Below are 20571 nucleotides of genomic sequence, written 5' to 3' on the forward strand. Positions count from 1 at the left end.
TATAAACATTTCATATGGACCGTCGGGCCTTAACCTTTGCTATCTTATCTACTTTGGGTATTATTTCATCTGTATTCGCATGGATTAAATTTACAGGATCTTTATTGGGGGTATCGATGAACAGCATGCCAGGGGTAAATGGGTATGATACAGATTCGGGTAAGATTAATGCGCTCTGTTGTTTAGCCATGCTTGTAGTATCAGTCATTCCTGCCATTACCTTCAATACGAAGCGCGTAATCTTTATTTTAGGTAGCGTGATTAATATGGCTGCTGTTGGTTATTATATATACAGCTTCAAGACATTAGATGGAAGTGTAGAGTTGATAAAAATAGCGACTGCCATGATGGATTTGTCGATCATGCCGTATGCTGCTTTCTTAATTGCAATGGGAGGATTCTTATACGCGTTGATGGTGGGTGCTGATTACGATTCGGAAGATGAGCCAACATACGCTTAATACATACATTCTTTCTTTGGGTACAAGTTAAAACCCCGTTGCGCAATTAGCTGCAACGGGGTTTATTTATTTACAAAGCGCTACACTGCTTAGCTTACTTTCACTTCTGTTTCCAACATCCCGTTAATCATAGCCTTAAAAGCCACTGCCGCATGATGCACTTGCACACTCCATTCTTCCGCAGCGCTATCATCGGCACCATCCGTAATGTACTTTAAGCACAAAAACGGTATATTCTCTTGCTGTGCAATAAATGCCAAAGGATACGCCTCCATGTCTACCACGTTATACGCCGTTACAGCATGTCCCATCTCGAAGCTATCGCCCGTGCCAATGGTAGCCAAAGGCGCATGTTCTACAGCTAAACCGTATTCCAATACCGTAGGTATGCCCGACAAAGGCGTTTCATACAACTCGAACCCCAAACCGCGCACATCCATGTCACGTTGGATAAACTTCGTGCAGCACACAATCTCACCACGTTTAAACGTGCTGCTACCGGCAGAACCGAGGTTTACGATAATGCTGGGTTTCTTTTGTGCAATCGCCTTGGTAAGGTGGTAAGCTGCATTTACTTTACCGATTCCCACGAACAAAGGATCGTATTCAACGAACTCTTCCGCCGCTTCATAACTCAATGCAAATACAAATAGAGGTTGCTCCTTTAATAAGTTGACAATCGTTGCGTTCATAGCTGTTATTCCTGTTTTGTATTTTAAACGAACGCAAAAGTAAGGTTTCCGGCGCTTACAATTGTACAATTCCTTTGCGAATGGCTTCCAAGCATAAGCCCACCCGGCTCTGCACGTGCATTTTCGCAAAGAGGGCCTCTCGGTAACCTTCTACTGTTTTTTCGGTAATACCCATCTTTTGGGCTATTTGCTTGTAGGTCATATCGCTACAAGCATGCTGGAGGAATGCGCGTTCTTTCGGGGTAATGTGTAACGCGGCTTGTTCTTGTTCGCGCATGAGGAGTCGTCGGAAGTTTACATTGGCGGCATCGGCATTGTAGAAGCCTTGCTCGTGAATTTCTTGTAATGCTTTTTCGAGGGTATTGGGGTGCGTGTCTTTCAACAAGTACGCACAGCAACCGGCTTTTAGCATGCCTAGGATGGCATCGTCGGTTTCATTCATAGAAAGGGCTACCAGCTTAATAGTAGGGTGATTTTTATGAAGCCACGCAGCCGTGGCAATGCCGTCCATGATCGGCATGTTCACGTCGATGAGCATCATTTCGGGGGTGTTGTGGGGGGTGAGTTTTTGTTGAAGGTCTTGGCCGTTGAGGGCTTCGATGACGACGTCGTATGTTTTGAAACTCTCCAACATAAGCGCCAAAGATTTTAAGAACAATTGGTGATCGTCGATGATCCCGATGCTAATTTTCATTGTGTTACTGTTTAATAGGAATGGATACTTGCACGGTGGTACCTTGGGGTAACATGCTTTCCCAGGTTATTTGTCCACCTAGTACGTGTACGCGGTGTTGCATATTTTTAATACCGAGGCCGGCAGTTGGTTCTTTGGCGTTAAAACCTTTACCATTGTCGATAATACGTACGAGTAATTGTTGTGCTTTTTCTTCGAGATGTATTTGAATGTTGGAGGCTTGCGCATGCTTAATGGCATTTTGCATGGCTTCCTGTATAATCCTGAATAAGATGATTTGCATCGCCGGTTCCAGCTCTACACGGGTGTTAGAAGGAAACACGGTGGATACGCTTAATTGTGGTTGTTGTAAGCGTTTTACTTCCGTGGTTAAGTTATCCAGCAAGTTGAATTGCTCGAGCCACTCGCGGTTCAATGATTTCGATAAAGACCGTAGTTCGTTGATGGCATCTCCCAAGGTGGCGTACGCTGTTTTGAGGGTATCTGGCGGTTGGGGTATTTCCCGTTCTGCCAAGCCCAACAGTAACAAAGCCGTGTTTAGTAATTGGCCAACATTGTCGTGCAGTTCGCGCGACAGGCCATTGTACGTTAATTCCTGTACCTCTACTTGCGATTGGAGTAATTGTGCTTGGAACTCTTTCTGGGAAGCCACTAATTGGTCTTTATGTTCTTGCCGTTTCCTTCTGAAAATCAATAAATAACTCACACAAAACGCCGTGAATACAAAGAAAATGATGGAACCGAAGATGGTGGCCATCATTAATTCGTTGCTGTTATTTTCTACCATCAAGGTGTTAACGATATCCATGGGCATTTTGCTTGTTGAGAAATAAACCGACTGTAAAACACAAGTACATAATAATGTTACAAATGTTGTGTATCATAGAAATCCCGAACAGCAATTCATTCGATGGCTGGCGAATATAATAATACAGCGCAAACGTAAGCAAGGTGCAAGGGGCGTAGAAGATTAAAGCGCCTAGGTACCAAGCAAACGGGTTGTCTGCGCGGATTAAGTTTTGATCGGTGAAGTATTGTTCCTTCAGTAAATACAACATCCACACGAGGTAAATCGTATTGTTCACGCACACCAGTTCATTGAGAAACTGGCCATGCAATCCCTTTACAATAAACAAATAAGTAGTAATGCCTGCATATAAAATCAAGGTGCCTACCATGAACTTCCGGTGAAAGGGGAAACGCATTTTCGAGCGGAAGAGCATGAACAGCATGCCGAATTCTACAGGTGTATACAGGTTGTACGATATGTTCAGTAGTGCATTTTCCTGGTAGAACATAAACGTTAATAGTTGAGGCACCAGGGCTGCCAATACAAGGTAAAAGATCCACTTGGAATCGTTGTTCAACCCTTTGTAGTTGATGAATCCTGCTACGGCTGGTAGTACAACGATCCAAATGGAAATGATATGTAGGATCTTGAGAAACAATGGTGTCAAGTTTTAAATTCTCGGGGTGTTGCCTGTTGCGCTCACCTTCAAAATTTTGAAGCTAGTAGGGAAGCGAACATTGTCTTTGTTGCACGGGTCGGGGTTCTCGTAATCGAACATGTACGTTTCTGTTGAACCGTCCGGCATGTTTTGCAAGTTGTGCTTTTGAATGAACTTCAATGTGTTCGTAAGTCCATTCACGGTACGGATGGTACCACCACCACCGCCTGTACCGGGGTGCTCTACGCCACCACCTTCAATTTCTACATCGTCGCCTTCTACACCGAATGTTCTACCGTCGATGTCGACTGTTACGGGTTTAAAATCAACGGAAGGAGAGGTTTTGTAGTTGAACAACATAACAGTAGGGCGGGCGAACTCGCAAGCGCGGCCGGTATCTTCATAATCGAATTCAGATACAGAGCGGGCACCCATAAATACCGCTAAGCCACCATTTGGGTCCATGTTGGCGAAGAGGTCTTTTAGTTGTGCATGAGAAAAGAAGAATACTAAATCCTCTTCTTGCGGTAATGTTCCTTCTCTACCGAAGATCATTCTTGCTTCGTGGGGATTCGTTTCGCGTAATGCTTTTACGTCGATGAGGTTGCTGAGCCTAGTTTTAGTACATACGTGCTTTTGGAAGTAACCGGCACCTTCAAGTTGGGTGATAGGTTGACCAAAGATAACATCTGTATCTTCTCTTAAGATAGGTTGGGGCTCTTGTGGTAAAATCTTTTCCATGGTTCGTGTTGAATTTGAGGTTTAATGAAATTTGGTATCAAGGCGCAAATTACTATATCACAGGTGGGGGCTTCCGGGGAATTTTCCCCCCAAGAAAAGGGATTAATCCCCGGCCAATCATTTTGCGATTGTTAGACCTTTACTTTCACAAACGGGATAGTAAAATAGTAATTATTCGGACATGTGCAGCCCCGTTATTCCAATATGACCAATTAATGCTAGTAAAGATGAAAAAGAGGTACCCCATTATGCTCACCTGCTTGTTGTGTTGCTTTCAGCCTGTAGCCCAAGCAACCGTACATGCGAAAGCCAAACAAAAAACCGTCGTCTTAAAAAAGTCGACGTGCACTTGGAAAAATATCATGAAAGTTTCCAAGATCACCGCTAAATAGAATTTTTTACGCAATATAAATCGGTAACAAAACATGCTTATGTAGATGCATTTCGTTTAAACGGGAACCATGCTCAACTTATTAGGTTTACTCATACTCATAACGCAAACAGGAAAGTAAAATTTACAACAGTGTTTATCGGCCTTCATTCGTTGTTGGCGTCACTTCATTAACCCCAAGAAAGTTAGAATAGAGATCAAAAAAGCCTTGCGGATATCTATCCACAAGGCTTCTTCTTTTGTATGCTTGATTGTATTGTTTACTTCAAAAATACATCGCCCTTTTTATCGGTCGCTACTACCCAGCGCAAGGCCGAAATAATCAGCTTGTTCTGTGTAGCATCGGTGAAGATGTGGGGGCCATGACCCATATTGAGGTATACCATGCGGTATTTCGTGTTCGTCCAGCCGATAGGGGTATCGCCACCGGGGAGAATGTCTTTTAGGCCCAGCGGGTAATTGTCTTGCGCCAAGGTGGCGAGTACTTTTACATCCGGGTTTTCGCGCGGGCTGGGTTTCCATTGGTACCATTCGTTAATGGGGGCAATGAAGGTGGTAGGTAAGCCGCGGGTAACGGTGTGCGAGGTATCGTCGACCACAATTTTAGCCGGCATTGGCGGCCAGTTGTTACGGTAAAATACGCCGCCCCCGAGGAACTTTACGAACCAAGGCCAGTTGGTGGTTTTATCGTTATACGCTGCTACGTGGAAGCCAAACCAGCCACCACCGTTTTCCATGTATTTCTCGAAGGCAGCCCGTTGCGCGGCGCTGTGCGGGAAATCGTTGATCATCATCAGCAGTTGGTAATCCTTTAGTTTCTCGTCGTTAAGGTCGCCCATATTGCTCGTGGTATCAAACACGAAGCCATTGCCTACGGTGAGGTCTTTGAAGAACTTAATGGCCTCGTCGGCAAACTCCACGTGTGCTTTTTCTACGGTACGACTATAAAACGCCAATACTTTAAAGCGCGGGTACCGTTGCGCTTGCGCTTGTGTTTGTAGAATAAGGATACAAGCGAGTATGGAAATAGAATGAAATATCTTGTTCATGTTGCGAATTGTAGTGTTTAATTTGAAGCCAAAGCGGTGACCGCTTGTAAGAACCAGCCACTATGAGGAATCCATTGTTCACTCCAGCGCCATTCATTCCCATTATCTTCCACCTTCCAATCGATCCCGGTGCCATCGGCATTTTTACCGGTAATACCATTAGAAATCCCACCATTCCCCGAGCCATGACCATACATAGAAGCCATATACGGTACATTCACCTTACCATAGCTGTACATCATGCACATATCGTAAGGGTTGCAGCCCAGTACCCAGTTCACCAGGTTCGAGGCGTACGTGGCAATTTCAGGCTTTACACCCAGCTCGTTCTTAGCAGGGTATACCAACCTGCCACCGACTAACATCGCCGAAGCAAGGGAGCCTAAACGGGCATTTTCGCCCTGCCACCACCAGCCCGATTCGTTTTCGTGGGGAATGAAGAAGCCGTTTTGTACTTGGTCTTTAAATAAGAACGATTGACGGGCATAGCCGAACGGGTTCTTTACTGCTTGCGTAACCGATAAATTATAATCTACGGCTGCACGGATGGTATTTAAAGCTTTAGCGCGAAGTGTTTGATCCTTTTCAGCATCTAGGTAACGGGCGAGGGAGATAATGGGCAATCCCGCGTCGGCAGCATGCCAGAAGGGGCGTTTGTTATCGTCGGCTAAGAAGTAACCTCCATGGGTCATCCTGTTTCCCAAGTTATTTGCACGTAAGCGAGCAGCGGCTTGGTACTTCGGTTTACCGGTAGCGAGCCATAATTCGGTAGCACCCATCAATGCACAGTAATCGTCGATGATGTTCTCTTTACCGTTATCGCAATACTTCAAGTTGTTCTTTTCTAAATGTTCGAACGCTCTTTCTGCGGCAGCGAGGTATTGCGCGCTGGTGAAATCGCGGTTCTTATGCCAAGTAGAAATGCGTGCTAAGGCAGCAATACCCATACCGCCACCTTCCCGGTAAGCACATTGATAATCCGCTGTGGTTTTACTATCGGCCAGCAAACCTACTACGCGGCGTTCCGATGGGTCTTTCTTGAAGTAAGAGAACACGGTCATGTAAAAATAACCTTCCGGGGACAGGGAGCGCATGATGTAATCGGCACCATAGAGCGCTTCCTCGGTGAGGGAAGCGCGGGTGTTTGTTTTATCTAAGATCGCCGGGATGCGTTCCACGGTATTAATCATCGACCAATCGACCATGGGTATTTGCTGGGGCGACATGAAGTTGGTGTATGCCAAATGCGAGAAGTATTTACTTACATCGCCGGAGGCATCGCACCAGCCACCTGTTAAATCAACCCGTTTATTACTACCAAAAAGGAGTAGCTGTTTATCGGCACCTAACTCTTCGGGTGAGCTGGCGCGTTGGTGGAAGAAGAATTCCCGGATAGCAGGCACGGCCAATTCCGTTAAGGCATTCTCGCCGATGTAGAAGGGCTTCGATTCGTATTCCTTTCCATTTACCTTCAACACGAGGTAGTATGTTCCTTTCGCAGTAAGCTTCGAGAAATCGGCACGGTTGTACCATTTTCCATTGGCCCATTCTGTTACTTGTTGACCATCTTCCAGTTTGCCGGTGAACTCGGTTGTTTTTGTATAAGCACTGCGTACTATAAACTCCGTGCCGGCCGGTATTTCTGCATCACTACTCACCAAAATGCTTTTCGGGGTGTGCGCATTGTAGGCCACTTGGTTGCCTAATACTTGCACTTGGGAAAAGGCTTGTTGGGAGATTAAAGCCGACAATAGCAAACTCGGCCACCATTTCTTTTTCAACATGAATAATACTTTATAGCAATTATTGGATAGTTGTTTTATATAAACCTGTTCTTCCTGTGATGTATACATCACGACCTACTTTCACAATAGAAGACGGTCTTTCAGGCACAGGTACCATGCGCACTTCGTTACCATTTGCATCGAATTCATACAGTTCGCCATCGGCCACCCAAACATTCGAATTCAAAGGATCGGGGATTGAATTGAAATCGCCCTTCTCTGCAAAGTATTGCAAATTGGATAAATAACCTTTTGCATCAACATCGAACTTCACGGTACGTTTATCATATTCATCCACCGCGTATAAAGGCTTACCAGGGTAAGCCGCTACGAGTGAAGTAGCACGGGCTAAATCGTAGGCAGCAGGAATAATGGTTTTGCCATCAGGAGCTACCCAGCAATGTTCGTTTTTATTGAGCGACACGATATTGAAATCGTGGTAATCGCGCCAGCGGTTAGAAGGGTAGTAGGCTTTCGCAACTTGTTGCTGTGCCATCGGTTTATAATCGAGTAGGCGGATGCTTTCTTCTGGATTATTGGGGTTGATGCTATATACAAGAGAAGCGAAACCGGAATTACCCCAACCGCTAAAAGATGTACCACGGGCATCGGCCGGGTTCTCGAATTTCTCTTGTACACCGTTTACTAAGTACCCGGTTTGCGGGTTGTAACGGAATACGACTAACAAGTTATCTTGACTGTCGACACCGAGTGATAATGGTTCCCAAGGGAATTCGGCCAGTAGTTGTAATGATTGCTTTTGTGCATCCCATTTGTACACGCGCTTCATACGTTGTTCTGCAAAGTATACATTGCCTTTGGAATCGGCTGTTAAGCCGGTGGCAAATTCAAAACCTTTCGCTAGCAATTGTACCGGTTGTGTAGTACTTGGCTTCGGTGTTGCGTTGATCATCAAACGAGCGAACTCGGTAGGACGGATTTCTGTTTGAGAATTGATATCATACAAAGGATTATCCGTTGTGTACTTCACTTGGCTGTAGTTGTGTACGTTGAGCAATTCTACACGGTTACAATCCCAAGTACGCACAGAATAAGGGAAAGGCGTTTTCACACGAATCACGCGGAACATATACAAGTTCGCGAAGATCATATCGTTACAGTTCGTTAATTCCAACGGCTGGCAATCAGAACTTTCTACACTTTCTTCTTCCAATTGTAAAGCATACACTTTCCAATTCGATACCTGGTTGAAACGTACTTCGTTACGTACGTGGTGCTCTACCGACATGGCGTAGATTTTACCTACAGTCGACGTTTTATCGGCATAAAAACCACTGGTGGCAAACGTACTGGCCGACCAGATATTTTTAAAGATACCGCCACCATTATTGGTTACCCAAAGGCTCCAGTATTGTGTATCCCATTGGTTATCGAAAGTACCCCAACCACGTGGGCCACCTTGGCGTTCTTCCCATTTCCAACCGGTTTTAACACCTGGGCGAATGGTACCGTGGCCACCAATGAACTTCACATCATCCATCATAGAACGAGGACCGGCCATCCATTTACATGCTACTGCACGGTAATTGCTGGCGCCTGTATTCAAGCCAATGCCTGTCATAATATTTTCGCCGTTTTGCGGCGCTTCTACCATCGCTTTCGGGGCACCAAAGCCACCAAAGGCAGGCGCGTTTTCCGCTAAGGAGAAGTTAGTTGCCATTGGGTGTAATCCGATAAGTACCGTATTAGGTTTCAGTTGAATCGTTTCCGAGATACGGTAAGAGCCAGAAGGCACGAAGATCACCGCGTGTTGATCGATCGCTTGTTGAATGGCTTTCGTATCATCGGTTACACCATCACCTTTCGCGCCACCGTCTTTCAAATTAAACCAGGTAGTCATAGCCGGGAGGTTCGGTACATCCTTGGCCGCGATCGCTGGTAAGGTATTGAGCGTTTGAAGGTCGTAAGAAGTTTGAATCGCTGGAATCGCTTTGAGATCGTTCATTTGTAAGCCGTAGGTATACGATTTAACCGCGTATACGTTCGCAGGCGCTTTTGTTACAGAATCTGCTTTCGGGTAGCGTACCAAAGTAGGCACTTTGCTACAAACGAGGTTGCGGATGTTCAGTTGCATATTGGCATTGCCTTCGTTGCTGAGGGTAATAGCCGGGCCGCTGATATTCTCGAAGCGACAATCTTCCATGAAGATTTTCTCCCAGTAATTATGTTCTACTTGGATAGCGCTCGGTGCGTTCTTCACCTGCATGCGTACGATCGTGAAACCGGCTTCTTGGGATTTAATCGCTGAAATGCGTTGGTTTTCGAAGTAGCTGTCGAGCATCATGAACTGCCAGCCGGGAGAGGCCTTCGTGGTATAGATACCATAATCGCCCCCGTAGAACTGCACATCTTCGATCATATTACCGATCTCGAACAAACCGGCTTTGCCCTTGCCAATATTGATATTACAGTGTGCTACATAACTGTGTTGGGCGAAGTGCGTACGCAAGGCCACAGCATGCGGGTTACCATCTTCAATTTGTAAATCGATGTTGGATAAAGCGCTATAGAAAGTACTAGCCCCTGCATCGCTGATATTGCCACCCGGCTCTACCACGCTGCTTGTGAACCAGAACATATAGCCGGCCTTGCCTTTATCGTTTGGCTTTTCCGTTTGGAAGCCGGGCGAGTTCTTCTTCAAGCTAATGATGGGCCTCGTTTTCCCATAGCCGATTAAACGGATGGCCGTAGGAATATAAATTGTTTTTGAAATGTAGTATTTACCCGCCGGTAGAAAAATGACCCCGAAGCTTTTATCCTTCTTCAGTTGGTTGATGGCTGCTTGTAGCTCATCGGAAATATCGGCCGAAGTAGATTGAAAATGCACGGCCGCTGTATCGGGCGGTAATTGGGTGTAGACGGATACACCGGGTTTAAATTGGGCTTGCAAGGCATACAAAGGTGCCAATAGCAGCAGCAAGCATGCTGTTACTTTATTCATACTCATGTGAAACATACAACGTGGGTTGTTTATGTGTGGAAATTGATTTTATATGTTGTATTGCAATCGATTGATCAAGATAGTTATCATGGGGCTGAATACCATCTAAATATTATGGATGGTTCTATTTTTGTTTGTGTTGGGGGTAGATTGTACGTTTATACCGTAAAAATATTAATTGTATTCAGATTATATTGCGAATAAAACTTTATTATATGGATGGACATATCGGCCACATTGTTGTAATTGAAAGTTTAGAAAATGAAAAGCTTACAGGAAAGGAGATATATGATGATTGCATAAGTCGACAAATTGAATTTCGAAAGTCAAATTTGACGCATAAATACTATAGTGTTAATAGTAAAGATCAATTATTCGAGTTGCTAAAACTTTATATTCATACAGCTGAATTCTATGAATCTGGTTTATTACTCCATTTTGAAATGCATGGTGCCGATAATCAGGAAGGGATAATTTTGAGCAATGGAGAATTAGTAAAATGGACACAATTAGTAGAGCAACTAAGAGAAATTAATATTAAAACTAAAAATAGGCTTTATGTTTCTATGGCAACGTGTTTTGGACGCTATATGTATTTAGGAGTCGATCCTTATAAAAAAGCCCCTTATGCGGCTTTTATTTCTGCAAGTGTTGAAGTAAATGGCCCTGAAATAGTCGAAAATTTCACTATTTTATTTGAAAATTTAATTAAGAGTGGCAATCTAATCGATTCTTATCTTATAATGGAAAATTATGTATCTAAATTTTATTACAAAGACAGCAAAACTGTTTTTGAAGCTTCCTTTGAAAGTATTATGAACCAATTATACGGAGACGAACAATTAAAAGCACAGATTCTAAGTGAGGCTAATAAAGAAGTCTTATTAAAGACTGGAGTTTTATTGACAGATCAAGAAGCAGAGTATGTTTTTAAAAAGGCACTAGCTGATATGTTTGAAAGACAATATGATGCTTTTAAGTTTAATAATTAAGTAATTAATTCAGAATTTTTTTAACCTGGCGGACTAAATTGACAAGTAGATCTTCTTTGTCCTCACTATTCATTTTAGAAATTGGATTGTCGGGAGAATTCATGGCTTGATATTGATTTAATGTCTCAAATTCCTCGAATAAACAAGGCCTGAGAATCATAGATATTATAACTGCACCCTTTTTTTCTGCGGCCTCTAATAATGGTGGTAACTCGTTAGTATTTATAAAATCAGAGCCCAAAAAGTCAGTGCTAATAAGAAGAATTGCAATTTTAGTTTCACTAATTGCTTTTTGAATTTCCTCCTTCCATTTTTGCCCAGGAATGATTTGCGAATCATCCCAGAATTCAATATTGTTCAAAAAAGGTTTGAAGTGTCTTTTTATGTCTAATAAGAAATCCTTATCTCTATGGCTATAGCTAACGAAAACCTTACTTCGAATAGTTTCATTCTCGGACTGATATTTTTGGGTAACTATAGTAGGAAGTACACTAAGTTCTTGTTTTATATAAAATATTAGTTTCTCACTTTCTTTATCTATTCCGCAATTTTTATCGGGTTGACCATTATGATTTTTGATTCTATGATTTAATAGAGACTGTTTTAATAATTCATCAAACCTTTTTAGAAAAATAGCTTTTGTTTCAGGATGGTAAAAATCAAACAATTTCCTCTTTAATGATTCTAGAACCGAAGAGGACGAAAAGCTATGTCCATAAAGAAAAATGTTGTCTCTGAAGAATTCTTCAGCCATTTGCTCAACAATTAAATCATCAGTCATAATAAAAGCAATACTTAATTTAACGGACTATTGTTTCAATATTAATAGATATTAAAATAGTTTAAATTTTTGAACTTAACAACTTTGCTATAAATCATTCTTCTATTATCAATTTCTATGTGCTTTCAAATAAACATTCACCACCTCTTCCAAACTAATTTCTAATTCCTTGCAAATATCAAACACCGTCACAAAACTGGTTTTGCTCTTTTGTTGCTTGATTTTAGACATGAGTTTACGAACGGCCCTGTCTTTTAAACCCGTGATAAGCATCACATCTTTGGTAGATAGCTTTACACGGAAGAACTGCATTTCTGTGTTATTTTCCATGGTGAAAGAGTTTGCTTTTATACTGTGGGCCGATGGGGATCACAGCTTTTGATAAGATGACAAATCCTGGTATTACCTTTTCTATTTTCGCCAATGATACAATGAAGGATCGGTGAATCCTTTGGAAATGATCAGTGGGTAGTTGTGCTTCAAATTCGCGGATCATACTAGTGACCAGCATGGTTTCAGTTGACGTATGCAAAATAGATTGCTTGCCTACAGATTCGATGTAACTGATCTCTTCAAAGTTGATCCATTTTTGCACCTTTTCCTCTACACTTCTAACAAAGCAGCCGCTTTTCAATGTATGTGCCACGGTGTTAGCCCTGGCCTGGGCAATATGTTGAATAGCTTTCGTGGCCGCTACATGAAAACGTTTAGGGAATACAGGTTTCAATAAAAAGTCAATCACATTCAATTCGAAACCGTCAAAGGCATATTGTTGGTGAGCACTGACTATAATAAACTTTGTTTGGTTATGGGCTTCTGCAATGAAATCTGTGCCCTTTAGCTTGGGCATCTCTATGTCAATAAAAACAAGGTCGGCATGTTTTAGTTGCGCTATCGCCATCACCGGGTCTGTGTACATGCCTACTAATTCCAATGCTGCATACCTTTCAATATGGGTGGCTATATTTTCTACGGCATCTGGTTCATCATCTATAACGATGCAACGGATAGTGGAGGGTGCCATTGAATATCGTTTTGTAGGTCAATAAATAAATGGATCGAATAGTGTTGCGCAGTTTGTTGCACGCGTAGTTTGAAGCGCCGGGGGTAAATCAATTGCAAACGCTTTTTTAAGTTAACTAATCCTCCTCCCGATAAACCGTTAGCAGGTGATGGGCTGATAAAGTTCTCGCCCCGTAGATGCAATTGGTTACCGCGCAAGTGCAATGCTATTTTTATGGGTTGAAGCGGGTTGCTAAAGTCACCATGTTTAAAGGCATTTTCAAATATGGGCAACAAAAGCAAGGGCGCTATTTCGTATTGTAAAGGATCGCCGTGCATATCGAACGCTACATAAAAGTGAGGTTCGAATCGTAAACGGAAGACTTCTGTATAGCTTCTCAAATATTGTATTTCATCACTTAGCAATACCCGGTTGTTGCGGGGTATTCGAATGGCATACTGCATGAGTTCTGAAACATGTTCGATGTGCTCACCTAACTTTGCCGATACCTTGTTAGAACGATTGTACAAGCAATTCAGCATGTTCAGTAAGAGGTGCGGGTTAAATTGATACGTGAGGTAAGCCAGTTCTGCATTTTTTTGCGCTGTTTCTTGCTCCTTTAGTTGCTTATTTAATTGCAAAATTTGCAAGTAGGCGTAAATGAGTGCGCTCGCAATAATGGGCGTATAGTCTTTAAAGTAATAATGAACGATGTAGGGATCATAATTCGTGTAAGGTAACGCGAATCCTACGGCTAGCGACATACCTATTGATAGGTAATACTCAAATGAAAAAGCGGCAATAGTATTTACAAAAAGTAATACTACTAGCCATGTCCATGCTTTCTTTTTAAAAAGAGGCCATACCCATAGGTACAAGCCATAAAACAAAGCCATGGAAGTAAGAAAGTGGCTAATAGCCATCCAGCCGGTTGTTGGGCTAATCGTAAACTGTTGGGTCAACTGAACTTGGTAAAGCATGAGCACCCAGTACAGCACGTGAATCGTTGTAGTTGTTTTGCGTGTCATGATACAAATGTAAAAAGTTAAGAAATGCAAAAAGGGGCATTTGGAATGAACGCGAAAAAAAGGGAATGAAATCGTGAGAAAGTAGAAAAAAAGTAGAAAATAGGGGTCGTTGGGTAGCTATTGGGTAGTACTTAATGAGCTGTTCCGGTGCACTCGGAACAGCATAAGTGTTGCTGTTACTCTTTATTAACAGCAGTCTGGCTAACGCCACTCATTACAGTACCTGCTGCCGTAAGTACGGCGGCCCATTCCTTTAAATAGTAAGGCAATTCAAAAGGCAGTGAAATAATGGCACCGCCAATGGTGGCCAATACAAGTCCGATGTTGCGGAGCTTGATGAAGAATGGGGGCGTAGGCGCAACGAGCCTGTTCATTAATTCTACCATTGTAGTTGTTTTTTTAAGATGAAGAAATGACTAGACTTTCGGTAGTACTTTGATGATGCGCAGGGCATTGTGTTCGCCACCATATAACGCGTAGTCACGCGCATCTAATACCTCGGTAAATACAATACCCAGTGAGATGAACAAGTGACGTGATTCATTGGGCGTAAAGGGGAGGTCGAAGTTGATGTCTGTCGTTGGGTCCGTGCTAATAGGAAACTTCGCAGAATTCAGCACTAACCCTGCATTTTCGCCTGTTTCGAAATTGAAAGCCGCTACCGATGCGATCAGTTTAAAGTGGGTAGCATTTGTATGCTCTTTTAGCTCTTCTTGCGGGACGAAAGAAGGAATGGAGATACTGGCTAAACCATCAACCCTATTAACAGCTACCTCATAAGGAGCGTTGAAGTTAATACCAAACTTACTCTTGTCGTTAAACTCAAATCCTTGTATCATCGTAAGGTCGCCGTATTCTACCATACGCTCACCACGTTCGTGGACGGTATCCTTTTGTAACAATTTACGGAAACTGGCAACGAGCCTTTGATGTACTGTACCATCCTTGATTTGTTGTGCGGCCGATTTGAACCTACCTCGAAATTGCGTTGTCGCATGAACCGCCTCAGCAAATTCATTTCGCAAGGAAATGGTTCGCATGTTTTTCTTGTTGTTTTCATTTAAAGGGGTACTCGTTTTTTCAGTCGTAATGACCCCATTTTTAGTTTGATAAACGGACACTTTGTCCTTGTTTTTTAGCTGGATGCTATTTGTTTTTGACATGATTGAAAAATTTAAGTGTTGTAAAGAAGGCACTATTGTAAGCCGTGCCTATTAAGCTTTTCACCGGGTGAAGTTTGTTTGATGTGTAATTACAATTCGAAATTAAGAGGTCGTTTTGAACAAAAAAAATCACGTGCCGGAAAGTGCCGCTTTTAACCGCTTTTGACCGCTTTTTGCCGGAAAATGCCGAAAAGTGCCGGTTTCTGCCGGAAAATGCCGCATTATGCCGGATAGTGCCGGAATATGATGCATATGGATTAACAATAAGTGCGGTAACTACGAGTTGAGGAGGTATAGTGCTGTTATAGAGCGGATATGTTGTTATGCGATCTCTACTATGTAGAAATAAGGTGGGGAATATATGTAGAACATTAGGGTAACATTAGATGAACATTGGAAGATATTATAATTGAGTTTTGGGAGCGTTAGAATATGTTTGTCATCAGCTATTTGGATGTTTTTTGTATAGGTGCGGGGAGGTTACGGTAAATGTGAGTAGTGGGGGACGGGTTTTTCAAAATTAAAATGAACAGCTTGTGAATCATAAACAAAAAATCCCGAGTTAACTCGGGATTTTTCACTATTAAAAGTTAAACAATTCAGAGATTTTTTTTATTTGCTTTTGTGGCAGGGAATAGGTGCTGCCAGCTATTTTAAAATATTGATTGTTTTGAGAAAAATATATGTTATAAATCGTGTCATTTTTTGCATATAATTTTACTTTACTGTATGGTTTAAACTTAACAAATGCTCCTTTAGAAGCTTGCAGAATTTTTAAGAACTCATTAGATTCAATTTGTTTGTATTCTTCTTTCTTAAAAAGAGATACTTCTGCCTTGTAGATATAGTCAGTGATAAACAAATTTTCGAACGATTTATGAATCGTGTTCTGGCCAAATAGGTACCCTGGTATTACAATACCTATTAATAGGACTATATATTTTATTACTTTACTCATATTAGTTACTTCTTTTCATTGCTTCTTTAAACTTGACGTCTACACCTGTTCCTGGGTCTTTTAAGACTTCCGTTTCAATATCTTTTTTATCTGCAGCCTTTTTAGTATCCTTCCATAACTTATTGGGAGTTACAGATTTTACTGGTCCGAGCATAGTTTCTTTACCAACTTTTTTCCCAAATATTCCTTGTAATCCGTCACTAACATACGTTGAACAATTATACCAAGCTCCGTTGTAATCGGTTTTTTCCTGGTTGGCATTTTCAAGACGTCCTTGTACCGCCATATCCTGTTCATAAGATGTCGAAAGTTTTAGTACACCGTCTGGTCCGACTTCTTCATCTGGACTAACGCTTGATCCGTCAGTAAATTCGGATACCGAGCCTATGATTGTTTTGTTCCTGGCGGCCTTAACAGATTTCATTGCACCTTTTACATCAAAATTAACCGTGGTACCTGGCCAATTATCATAAAATGTATATGTACCGTCAGCAACCATTCTAGAACGTTCTGTTTCCACTCCGTTTACAGTTTCTTTATACTTTTCTTCTTTATAGTTTGATATTGCAATACCTGCGTGACCAACATTGCCTGTTTTAGATGTCCAAATTACCAGTATTACATCTTCACCATTCGGGTCTACTGCATTAATCGGGTTATTGGCAACATAATTATAAGACGTAAGGTCGGGGTACTTTTCACTTAATGGATCCAAAACATGCCATCTCCCCAATTGCTGATCATACATCCTTGCCCCGTAATCATACCATTCTAATCCTCCACCATTTGCAAATTCCGCATTTTGAAGCTCCTTGCCATTATACAGGAATTTATTCTCCAACCTATTTGGTGCAGTCGTAGAAATCCCACTCATTGTTAATCCAAATGGGTAGTAATGTGTTTCCTCTAAAATCGGACCACTGGCAACAAGCAGGGTAACGTTATCAAAGAACACATCAGTCGAGCTTTCGTTTGTAGGGTACAAATACAAGAAACCGCTTTTTTGTACCACCATTTTAGAAGCGCCGAGGTTTTGTACTTCACCAGGTGTGGCTGCTACTTGTTTTACACCACTGTTTTCTTCTACTAATATAAAGTTTTCATCGAATAATGTGTAATTCAAATAGGCTTTCGGGCGATTATTTTGCAATGGATCAGTGTCACGTTCTTTAAGACGTTGATAGCCATTGGCATAGAAATCGGCGTTGATAGGACCTGCAGCATTGGCGGCTAGACCTTTACCACTTTCAGAAGCCATGCCACCCAAGGCGTTTATCAGGGATGGTAATAGATCGTTGATGACGTTTGGATTGGCTTTTGTTTCTCCTGCTGCTTCTTTGTAGTAAGCTTGGGCACCGAGTGAAACAGTATCGCCTGCCATTACTTTAATTACTAAGGATGGCCCAACCTTAGCATTTGGATCATTGCCATTTAAGCGGGCAACACGTTTGTTCATATTCTCCGTCGACATGGTTCTTTGCGTGGCATTAAACCCGCTCGGTACTGCAGCGCCTGTTTCCTCGATATTGCTGAAGAGTTGTGTTTCAACAGGGGCATTCTCTGTTTCCATCGTGGCTACGTAAGAGGAAAGATCTGTTTGCTCTGTAAGTACCATGCGGGTATTGCCGAGGTGATCTTTCACGAAGTAGTCATACACGTAGCTAACAGGTTGGCCAGCTTTTACAACTGGGCGAATGCGGCCTTCGGATTGGCTAGCGAATTGCAACGTGTCGTTCTTGTAAATATAGCCGCCGATGTAGGTCGTGGTATCTCGTTTTACACCCGCGGTGGAATCGATGACGATTTTCTGGTGTTTCGTACCCGCTGCATCGTATACATACAAAATGTTGCCTTTGCCTTTAATGTGGATGAACTCGGGGAGGTTAAGGATATTGTAGCGGATGCTGTCAATGGCCTTGTTGTTATCCTTGTTCATGCTGCCGTTTACATCGTAGGCGTAATCGTTGCCGGTTGGGTTGTTGTCGAGGAAGTCACCGAGCTTGGCTGTAGGGTTCGGTGCTACGGAGTCTTTAACGGCTAAGAGTTTGTTACTGTTAGCAGCGTATGTGTATACGAGGTTATCGACGAGGGAGGAAGTGGTTCCTACTAGGCCGAATTGTTTCATCGTGAGGATGTTGCCGTTTTCATCGTAGCTGATTTTCGGTACATCGAACTGGGTGGTACTATTGTCTACGTAGTTGGTACCCACACCGCTGGCATCTTGTTTGAAATCGGCATAGGTTATGCGGTTGGTTCTATCATAGCCGAAACCATAGGAGCGGGCAATACCATTGTTAGCAGAACGCCACTTGGTGCCGGTGATGTTACCGTTTAACTGTTGCTGGTTAAAGCCACGGTCGTAGTTGAGTTCCATTCCGAAGAAGTGGGTGGCGGTGTTGTTAACGTAGTTCTTATTGATACCATCTACCCAGCCACGGATATTATAAGTATACTCCAGTGATTCGAGGTTGCTACCGAAAGTTCTACTCATCAATTGACCTAGCTCATTGTAGACAACACTGCTAACCGTTTTATTGACACCATCGTCATTTAATTGCATCTTGGTATTAAGAAGCGCACCGACGTGGTTATACGCATTGCTTACCAATACTTTTTGCTTGCCATGTAAACGAGCAGTAGCACTAGCATGGCGAGCATAGGAAGAAAGCATCTTACCACTAAAATCATAGAGGCTTGTAACGGTGTCTTTGCCGCCGCTATAATTATCGGCAATGGCTTGGATCACGCGGTATTGATCATCATAATAACTGACCGTTGTAAACCATTGCGTACCGTTCAATACCCTCGTTTGCGAAGCCGTTGTAAGACCAATAGTTGAATTTGTTTTAGCTACGGTAACCGGGTAGCTATTCGTGTAAGATGTTAGTTTCGCAACATCTGCACTGGTATAACCCGGTACGGTTACTTGCGAGTAATCGTCGTAGAAGGTTTTTGTAAGTGCTGTAATATTAGCAACTGATGGGAAATCTTGGTTGGCATCTACACTGGTTTGCATTTGTGCTTGCGTTTGTACGCTGGCAGCAATGTAAGTGCCTGTTTGTGTAACGCGGTTTAAGCTATCGTATTTGCTTGCTAACCATGTTCTTGATAAGCGTTGGTTGCCATCTTGGGTAAGTACGATTTGATCGCGCTTGTTGTATACCATGTATACGGCATCGGCGCCCGGTACTTTTTTCAAGATCATCCTGTTTTGTACATCGTAGCTGTATTGGAAGCATAATTCATCTTTTACGCCTGCTGGGATTACCCAGTTGCTATTTCTCGTGATAACTACAGCTTTGGGTTGTAGTACAAAACGCAAGGTGTTCAAATCGTCGTAAACATAGTAAGTACATAACCAACCATCGTGGGCAGTGGCGCCATTTCCAATGCTTTGTACTTTCTTTAAGATCACTGTTCCTGCTTTGTCTTTGTATTCCACTACGCGGTTGTCGTTTTCATCGCGTGTTTCAACAACGCTCAGCATACCGGCAGGGTAAATGCCTGTTGTTGTTGGGGTGGCTAACTGGGTGGAAGTGATATTCCAAATACGCACACTATCGGATAAGGTGTTAAACCTGTATTCAGTAGTTACCCCTTTGTTATTACCCGCCCAGCTTTTACCGGCGGCCATTTGTTTTAATGGGCGGTCGAGGGTTGAAGCTTCGAGTTCTGTGTTATTATAATAGAAGCCTTCCGTGTTAGAGAAAATACGATTGTAGAAAGCAGGTTGCTTAGTCGAAGCGTTCAACTTGGGCAAACCATTGCCCAACGAATCTACATAAGGCAAAAATTGTTGCGGTGAACGGCCGTATTGGTCGTATACACTTAACGTAACAATATCGCCTTGGTTAGGTGCTGCTTTCATGGCTATTGTTTGGAAAGGGCGTCCAAGCCCATCCATGTAATTGGTAGCTACTTGTACATCGTAAACGCTTGTTAATGCATCTACGGCAGCCGCTGTTTTAACACCTGGTTTTGTAATCGCTTTCGTTCTAACGTAGTTTACGTTCGTTGCAGATAAGGTGTTTGCATATGGTTGCAAAATAACCGGGGTAGCGGTGGTTGTAACCGTTGTATTAGCTGGGCCGTTAACTTGGGAGCGTACTGTTACATACACGGAGTTCGTTTCCGCCGAAATCCCGTTACTCGTTACCCTGCGTTTAAAGTAGGTAGGCACGCTAATAGGGCCTAATTTATAGGTTTCGCTGGTAGCGCCGCTGATATTGGTCCATGTGCTGTTGTTGGGTGAACTTAGCCATTGGAAAGTATAAGGGCCGGCATTGTTTTCTATTGTTGATACATCTGCATAGCCCACTTCTTCACCTGGTTCTACTACGTTGTTGCGAATACTAATGCTACCCGGTTTTACAACGTTAACCCTTGCCACAGCTGTAGGGTAATCTACGCCACCTGTTTTAATG

At 42.7% G+C, this 20571-nt stretch carries 18 protein-coding genes; 2 read left to right on the forward strand and 16 right to left on the reverse strand.

What is annotated here, in order from left to right; translation table 11 throughout:
- The first annotated feature begins 14 nt into the window (after positions 1-14).
- Positions 15-461 carry a hypothetical protein gene (locus LX64_RS24750; RefSeq protein WP_111600389.1) on the forward strand — a complete coding sequence of 149 codons (447 nt, stop codon included), beginning with the start codon at positions 15-17 and terminating at the stop codon, positions 459-461.
- 89 nt (positions 462-550) lie between these two features.
- Here LX64_RS24750 and LX64_RS24755 read toward each other — a convergent pair whose 3' ends face one another.
- The 8 genes from LX64_RS24755 to LX64_RS24795 all read right to left on the reverse strand — a co-directional run bounded on the left by LX64_RS24755 (position 551) and on the right by LX64_RS24795 (position 10237).
- Positions 551-1153, reverse strand: a complete 603-nt coding sequence (locus tag LX64_RS24755) for a 5'-methylthioadenosine/S-adenosylhomocysteine nucleosidase family protein (RefSeq protein ID WP_111600390.1) — start codon at positions 1151-1153, stop codon at positions 551-553.
- Between the two features lie 55 nt (positions 1154-1208).
- On the reverse strand, positions 1209-1847 hold the full coding sequence (locus LX64_RS24760; protein ID WP_111600391.1) for a response regulator transcription factor: 639 nt from the start codon (positions 1845-1847) through the stop codon (positions 1209-1211).
- A 4-nt stretch (positions 1848-1851) separates the two neighbouring features.
- A complete protein-coding gene (locus LX64_RS24765) occupies positions 1852-2655 on the reverse strand; it encodes a sensor histidine kinase (RefSeq protein WP_158538732.1) in 804 nt (267 codons plus the stop codon).
- The gene (locus tag LX64_RS24770) at positions 2642-3295 is read right to left on the reverse strand and encodes a hypothetical protein (RefSeq protein ID WP_148707461.1); all 654 of its coding nucleotides are present in this window, start codon (positions 3293-3295) and stop codon (positions 2642-2644) included. The genes LX64_RS24765 and LX64_RS24770 overlap by 14 nt, the downstream gene beginning before the upstream one ends.
- Positions 3296-3307: 12 nt before the next feature.
- The gene (locus tag LX64_RS24775; RefSeq protein ID WP_111600394.1) at positions 3308-4036 is read right to left on the reverse strand and encodes a hypothetical protein; all 729 of its coding nucleotides are present in this window, start codon (positions 4034-4036) and stop codon (positions 3308-3310) included.
- Between the two features lie 651 nt (positions 4037-4687).
- Positions 4688-5476 carry a ThuA domain-containing protein gene (locus LX64_RS24785; protein ID WP_111600396.1) on the reverse strand — a complete coding sequence of 263 codons (789 nt, stop codon included), beginning with the start codon at positions 5474-5476 and terminating at the stop codon, positions 4688-4690.
- Positions 5477-5493: 17 nt separating this feature from the next.
- Complete coding sequence (locus tag LX64_RS24790) at positions 5494-7260, reverse strand: glycoside hydrolase family 9 protein (RefSeq protein ID WP_111600411.1); 1767 nt, start codon at positions 7258-7260, stop codon at positions 5494-5496.
- 19 nt (positions 7261-7279) lie between these two features.
- A complete protein-coding gene (locus LX64_RS24795) occupies positions 7280-10237 on the reverse strand; it encodes a glycosyl hydrolase family 28-related protein (protein ID WP_211324892.1) in 2958 nt (985 codons plus the stop codon).
- 200 nt (positions 10238-10437) lie between these two features.
- Here LX64_RS24795 and LX64_RS24800 point away from each other — a divergent pair, with 200 nt between their 5' ends.
- Positions 10438-11214, forward strand: coding sequence for a hypothetical protein (locus LX64_RS24800; RefSeq protein WP_111600397.1), 777 nt, complete (start codon positions 10438-10440; stop codon positions 11212-11214).
- Positions 11215-11218: 4 nt separating this feature from the next.
- On the opposite strand, the gene LX64_RS24805 is transcribed toward LX64_RS24800, so the two are convergent.
- From LX64_RS24805 to LX64_RS24840, 8 genes are all read right to left on the reverse strand, one after another.
- Positions 11219-11995 carry a toll/interleukin-1 receptor domain-containing protein gene (locus LX64_RS24805; protein ID WP_111600398.1) on the reverse strand — a complete coding sequence of 259 codons (777 nt, stop codon included), beginning with the start codon at positions 11993-11995 and terminating at the stop codon, positions 11219-11221.
- Positions 11996-12103: 108 nt separating this feature from the next.
- Complete coding sequence (locus LX64_RS24810; RefSeq protein WP_111600399.1) at positions 12104-12325, reverse strand: hypothetical protein; 222 nt, start codon at positions 12323-12325, stop codon at positions 12104-12106.
- Entirely contained in the window at positions 12315-13019 is a 705-nt protein-coding gene (locus LX64_RS24815) for a LytR/AlgR family response regulator transcription factor (RefSeq protein ID WP_111600400.1), read from the reverse strand. The genes LX64_RS24810 and LX64_RS24815 overlap by 11 nt, the downstream gene beginning before the upstream one ends.
- Positions 12986-14026, reverse strand: coding sequence for a sensor histidine kinase (locus LX64_RS24820; protein WP_111600401.1), 1041 nt, complete (start codon positions 14024-14026; stop codon positions 12986-12988). The genes LX64_RS24815 and LX64_RS24820 overlap by 34 nt, the downstream gene beginning before the upstream one ends.
- Before the next feature lie 176 nt (positions 14027-14202).
- The gene (locus LX64_RS24825; protein ID WP_111600402.1) at positions 14203-14412 is read right to left on the reverse strand and encodes a hypothetical protein; all 210 of its coding nucleotides are present in this window, start codon (positions 14410-14412) and stop codon (positions 14203-14205) included.
- 30 nt (positions 14413-14442) lie between these two features.
- Positions 14443-15189 carry a hypothetical protein gene (locus LX64_RS24830; RefSeq protein ID WP_111600403.1) on the reverse strand — a complete coding sequence of 249 codons (747 nt, stop codon included), beginning with the start codon at positions 15187-15189 and terminating at the stop codon, positions 14443-14445.
- 583 nt (positions 15190-15772) lie between these two features.
- A complete protein-coding gene (locus LX64_RS24835; protein ID WP_148707462.1) occupies positions 15773-16051 on the reverse strand; it encodes a hypothetical protein in 279 nt (92 codons plus the stop codon).
- 97 nt (positions 16052-16148) lie between these two features.
- The coding region (locus tag LX64_RS24840) for a DUF6443 domain-containing protein (protein WP_211324893.1) at positions 16149-20571 on the reverse strand (4423 nt) is incomplete at its 5' end.

The sequence above is a fragment of the Chitinophaga skermanii genome, assembly GCF_003259335.1.
GTDB lineage: Bacteria > Bacteroidota > Bacteroidia > Chitinophagales > Chitinophagaceae > Chitinophaga > Chitinophaga skermanii.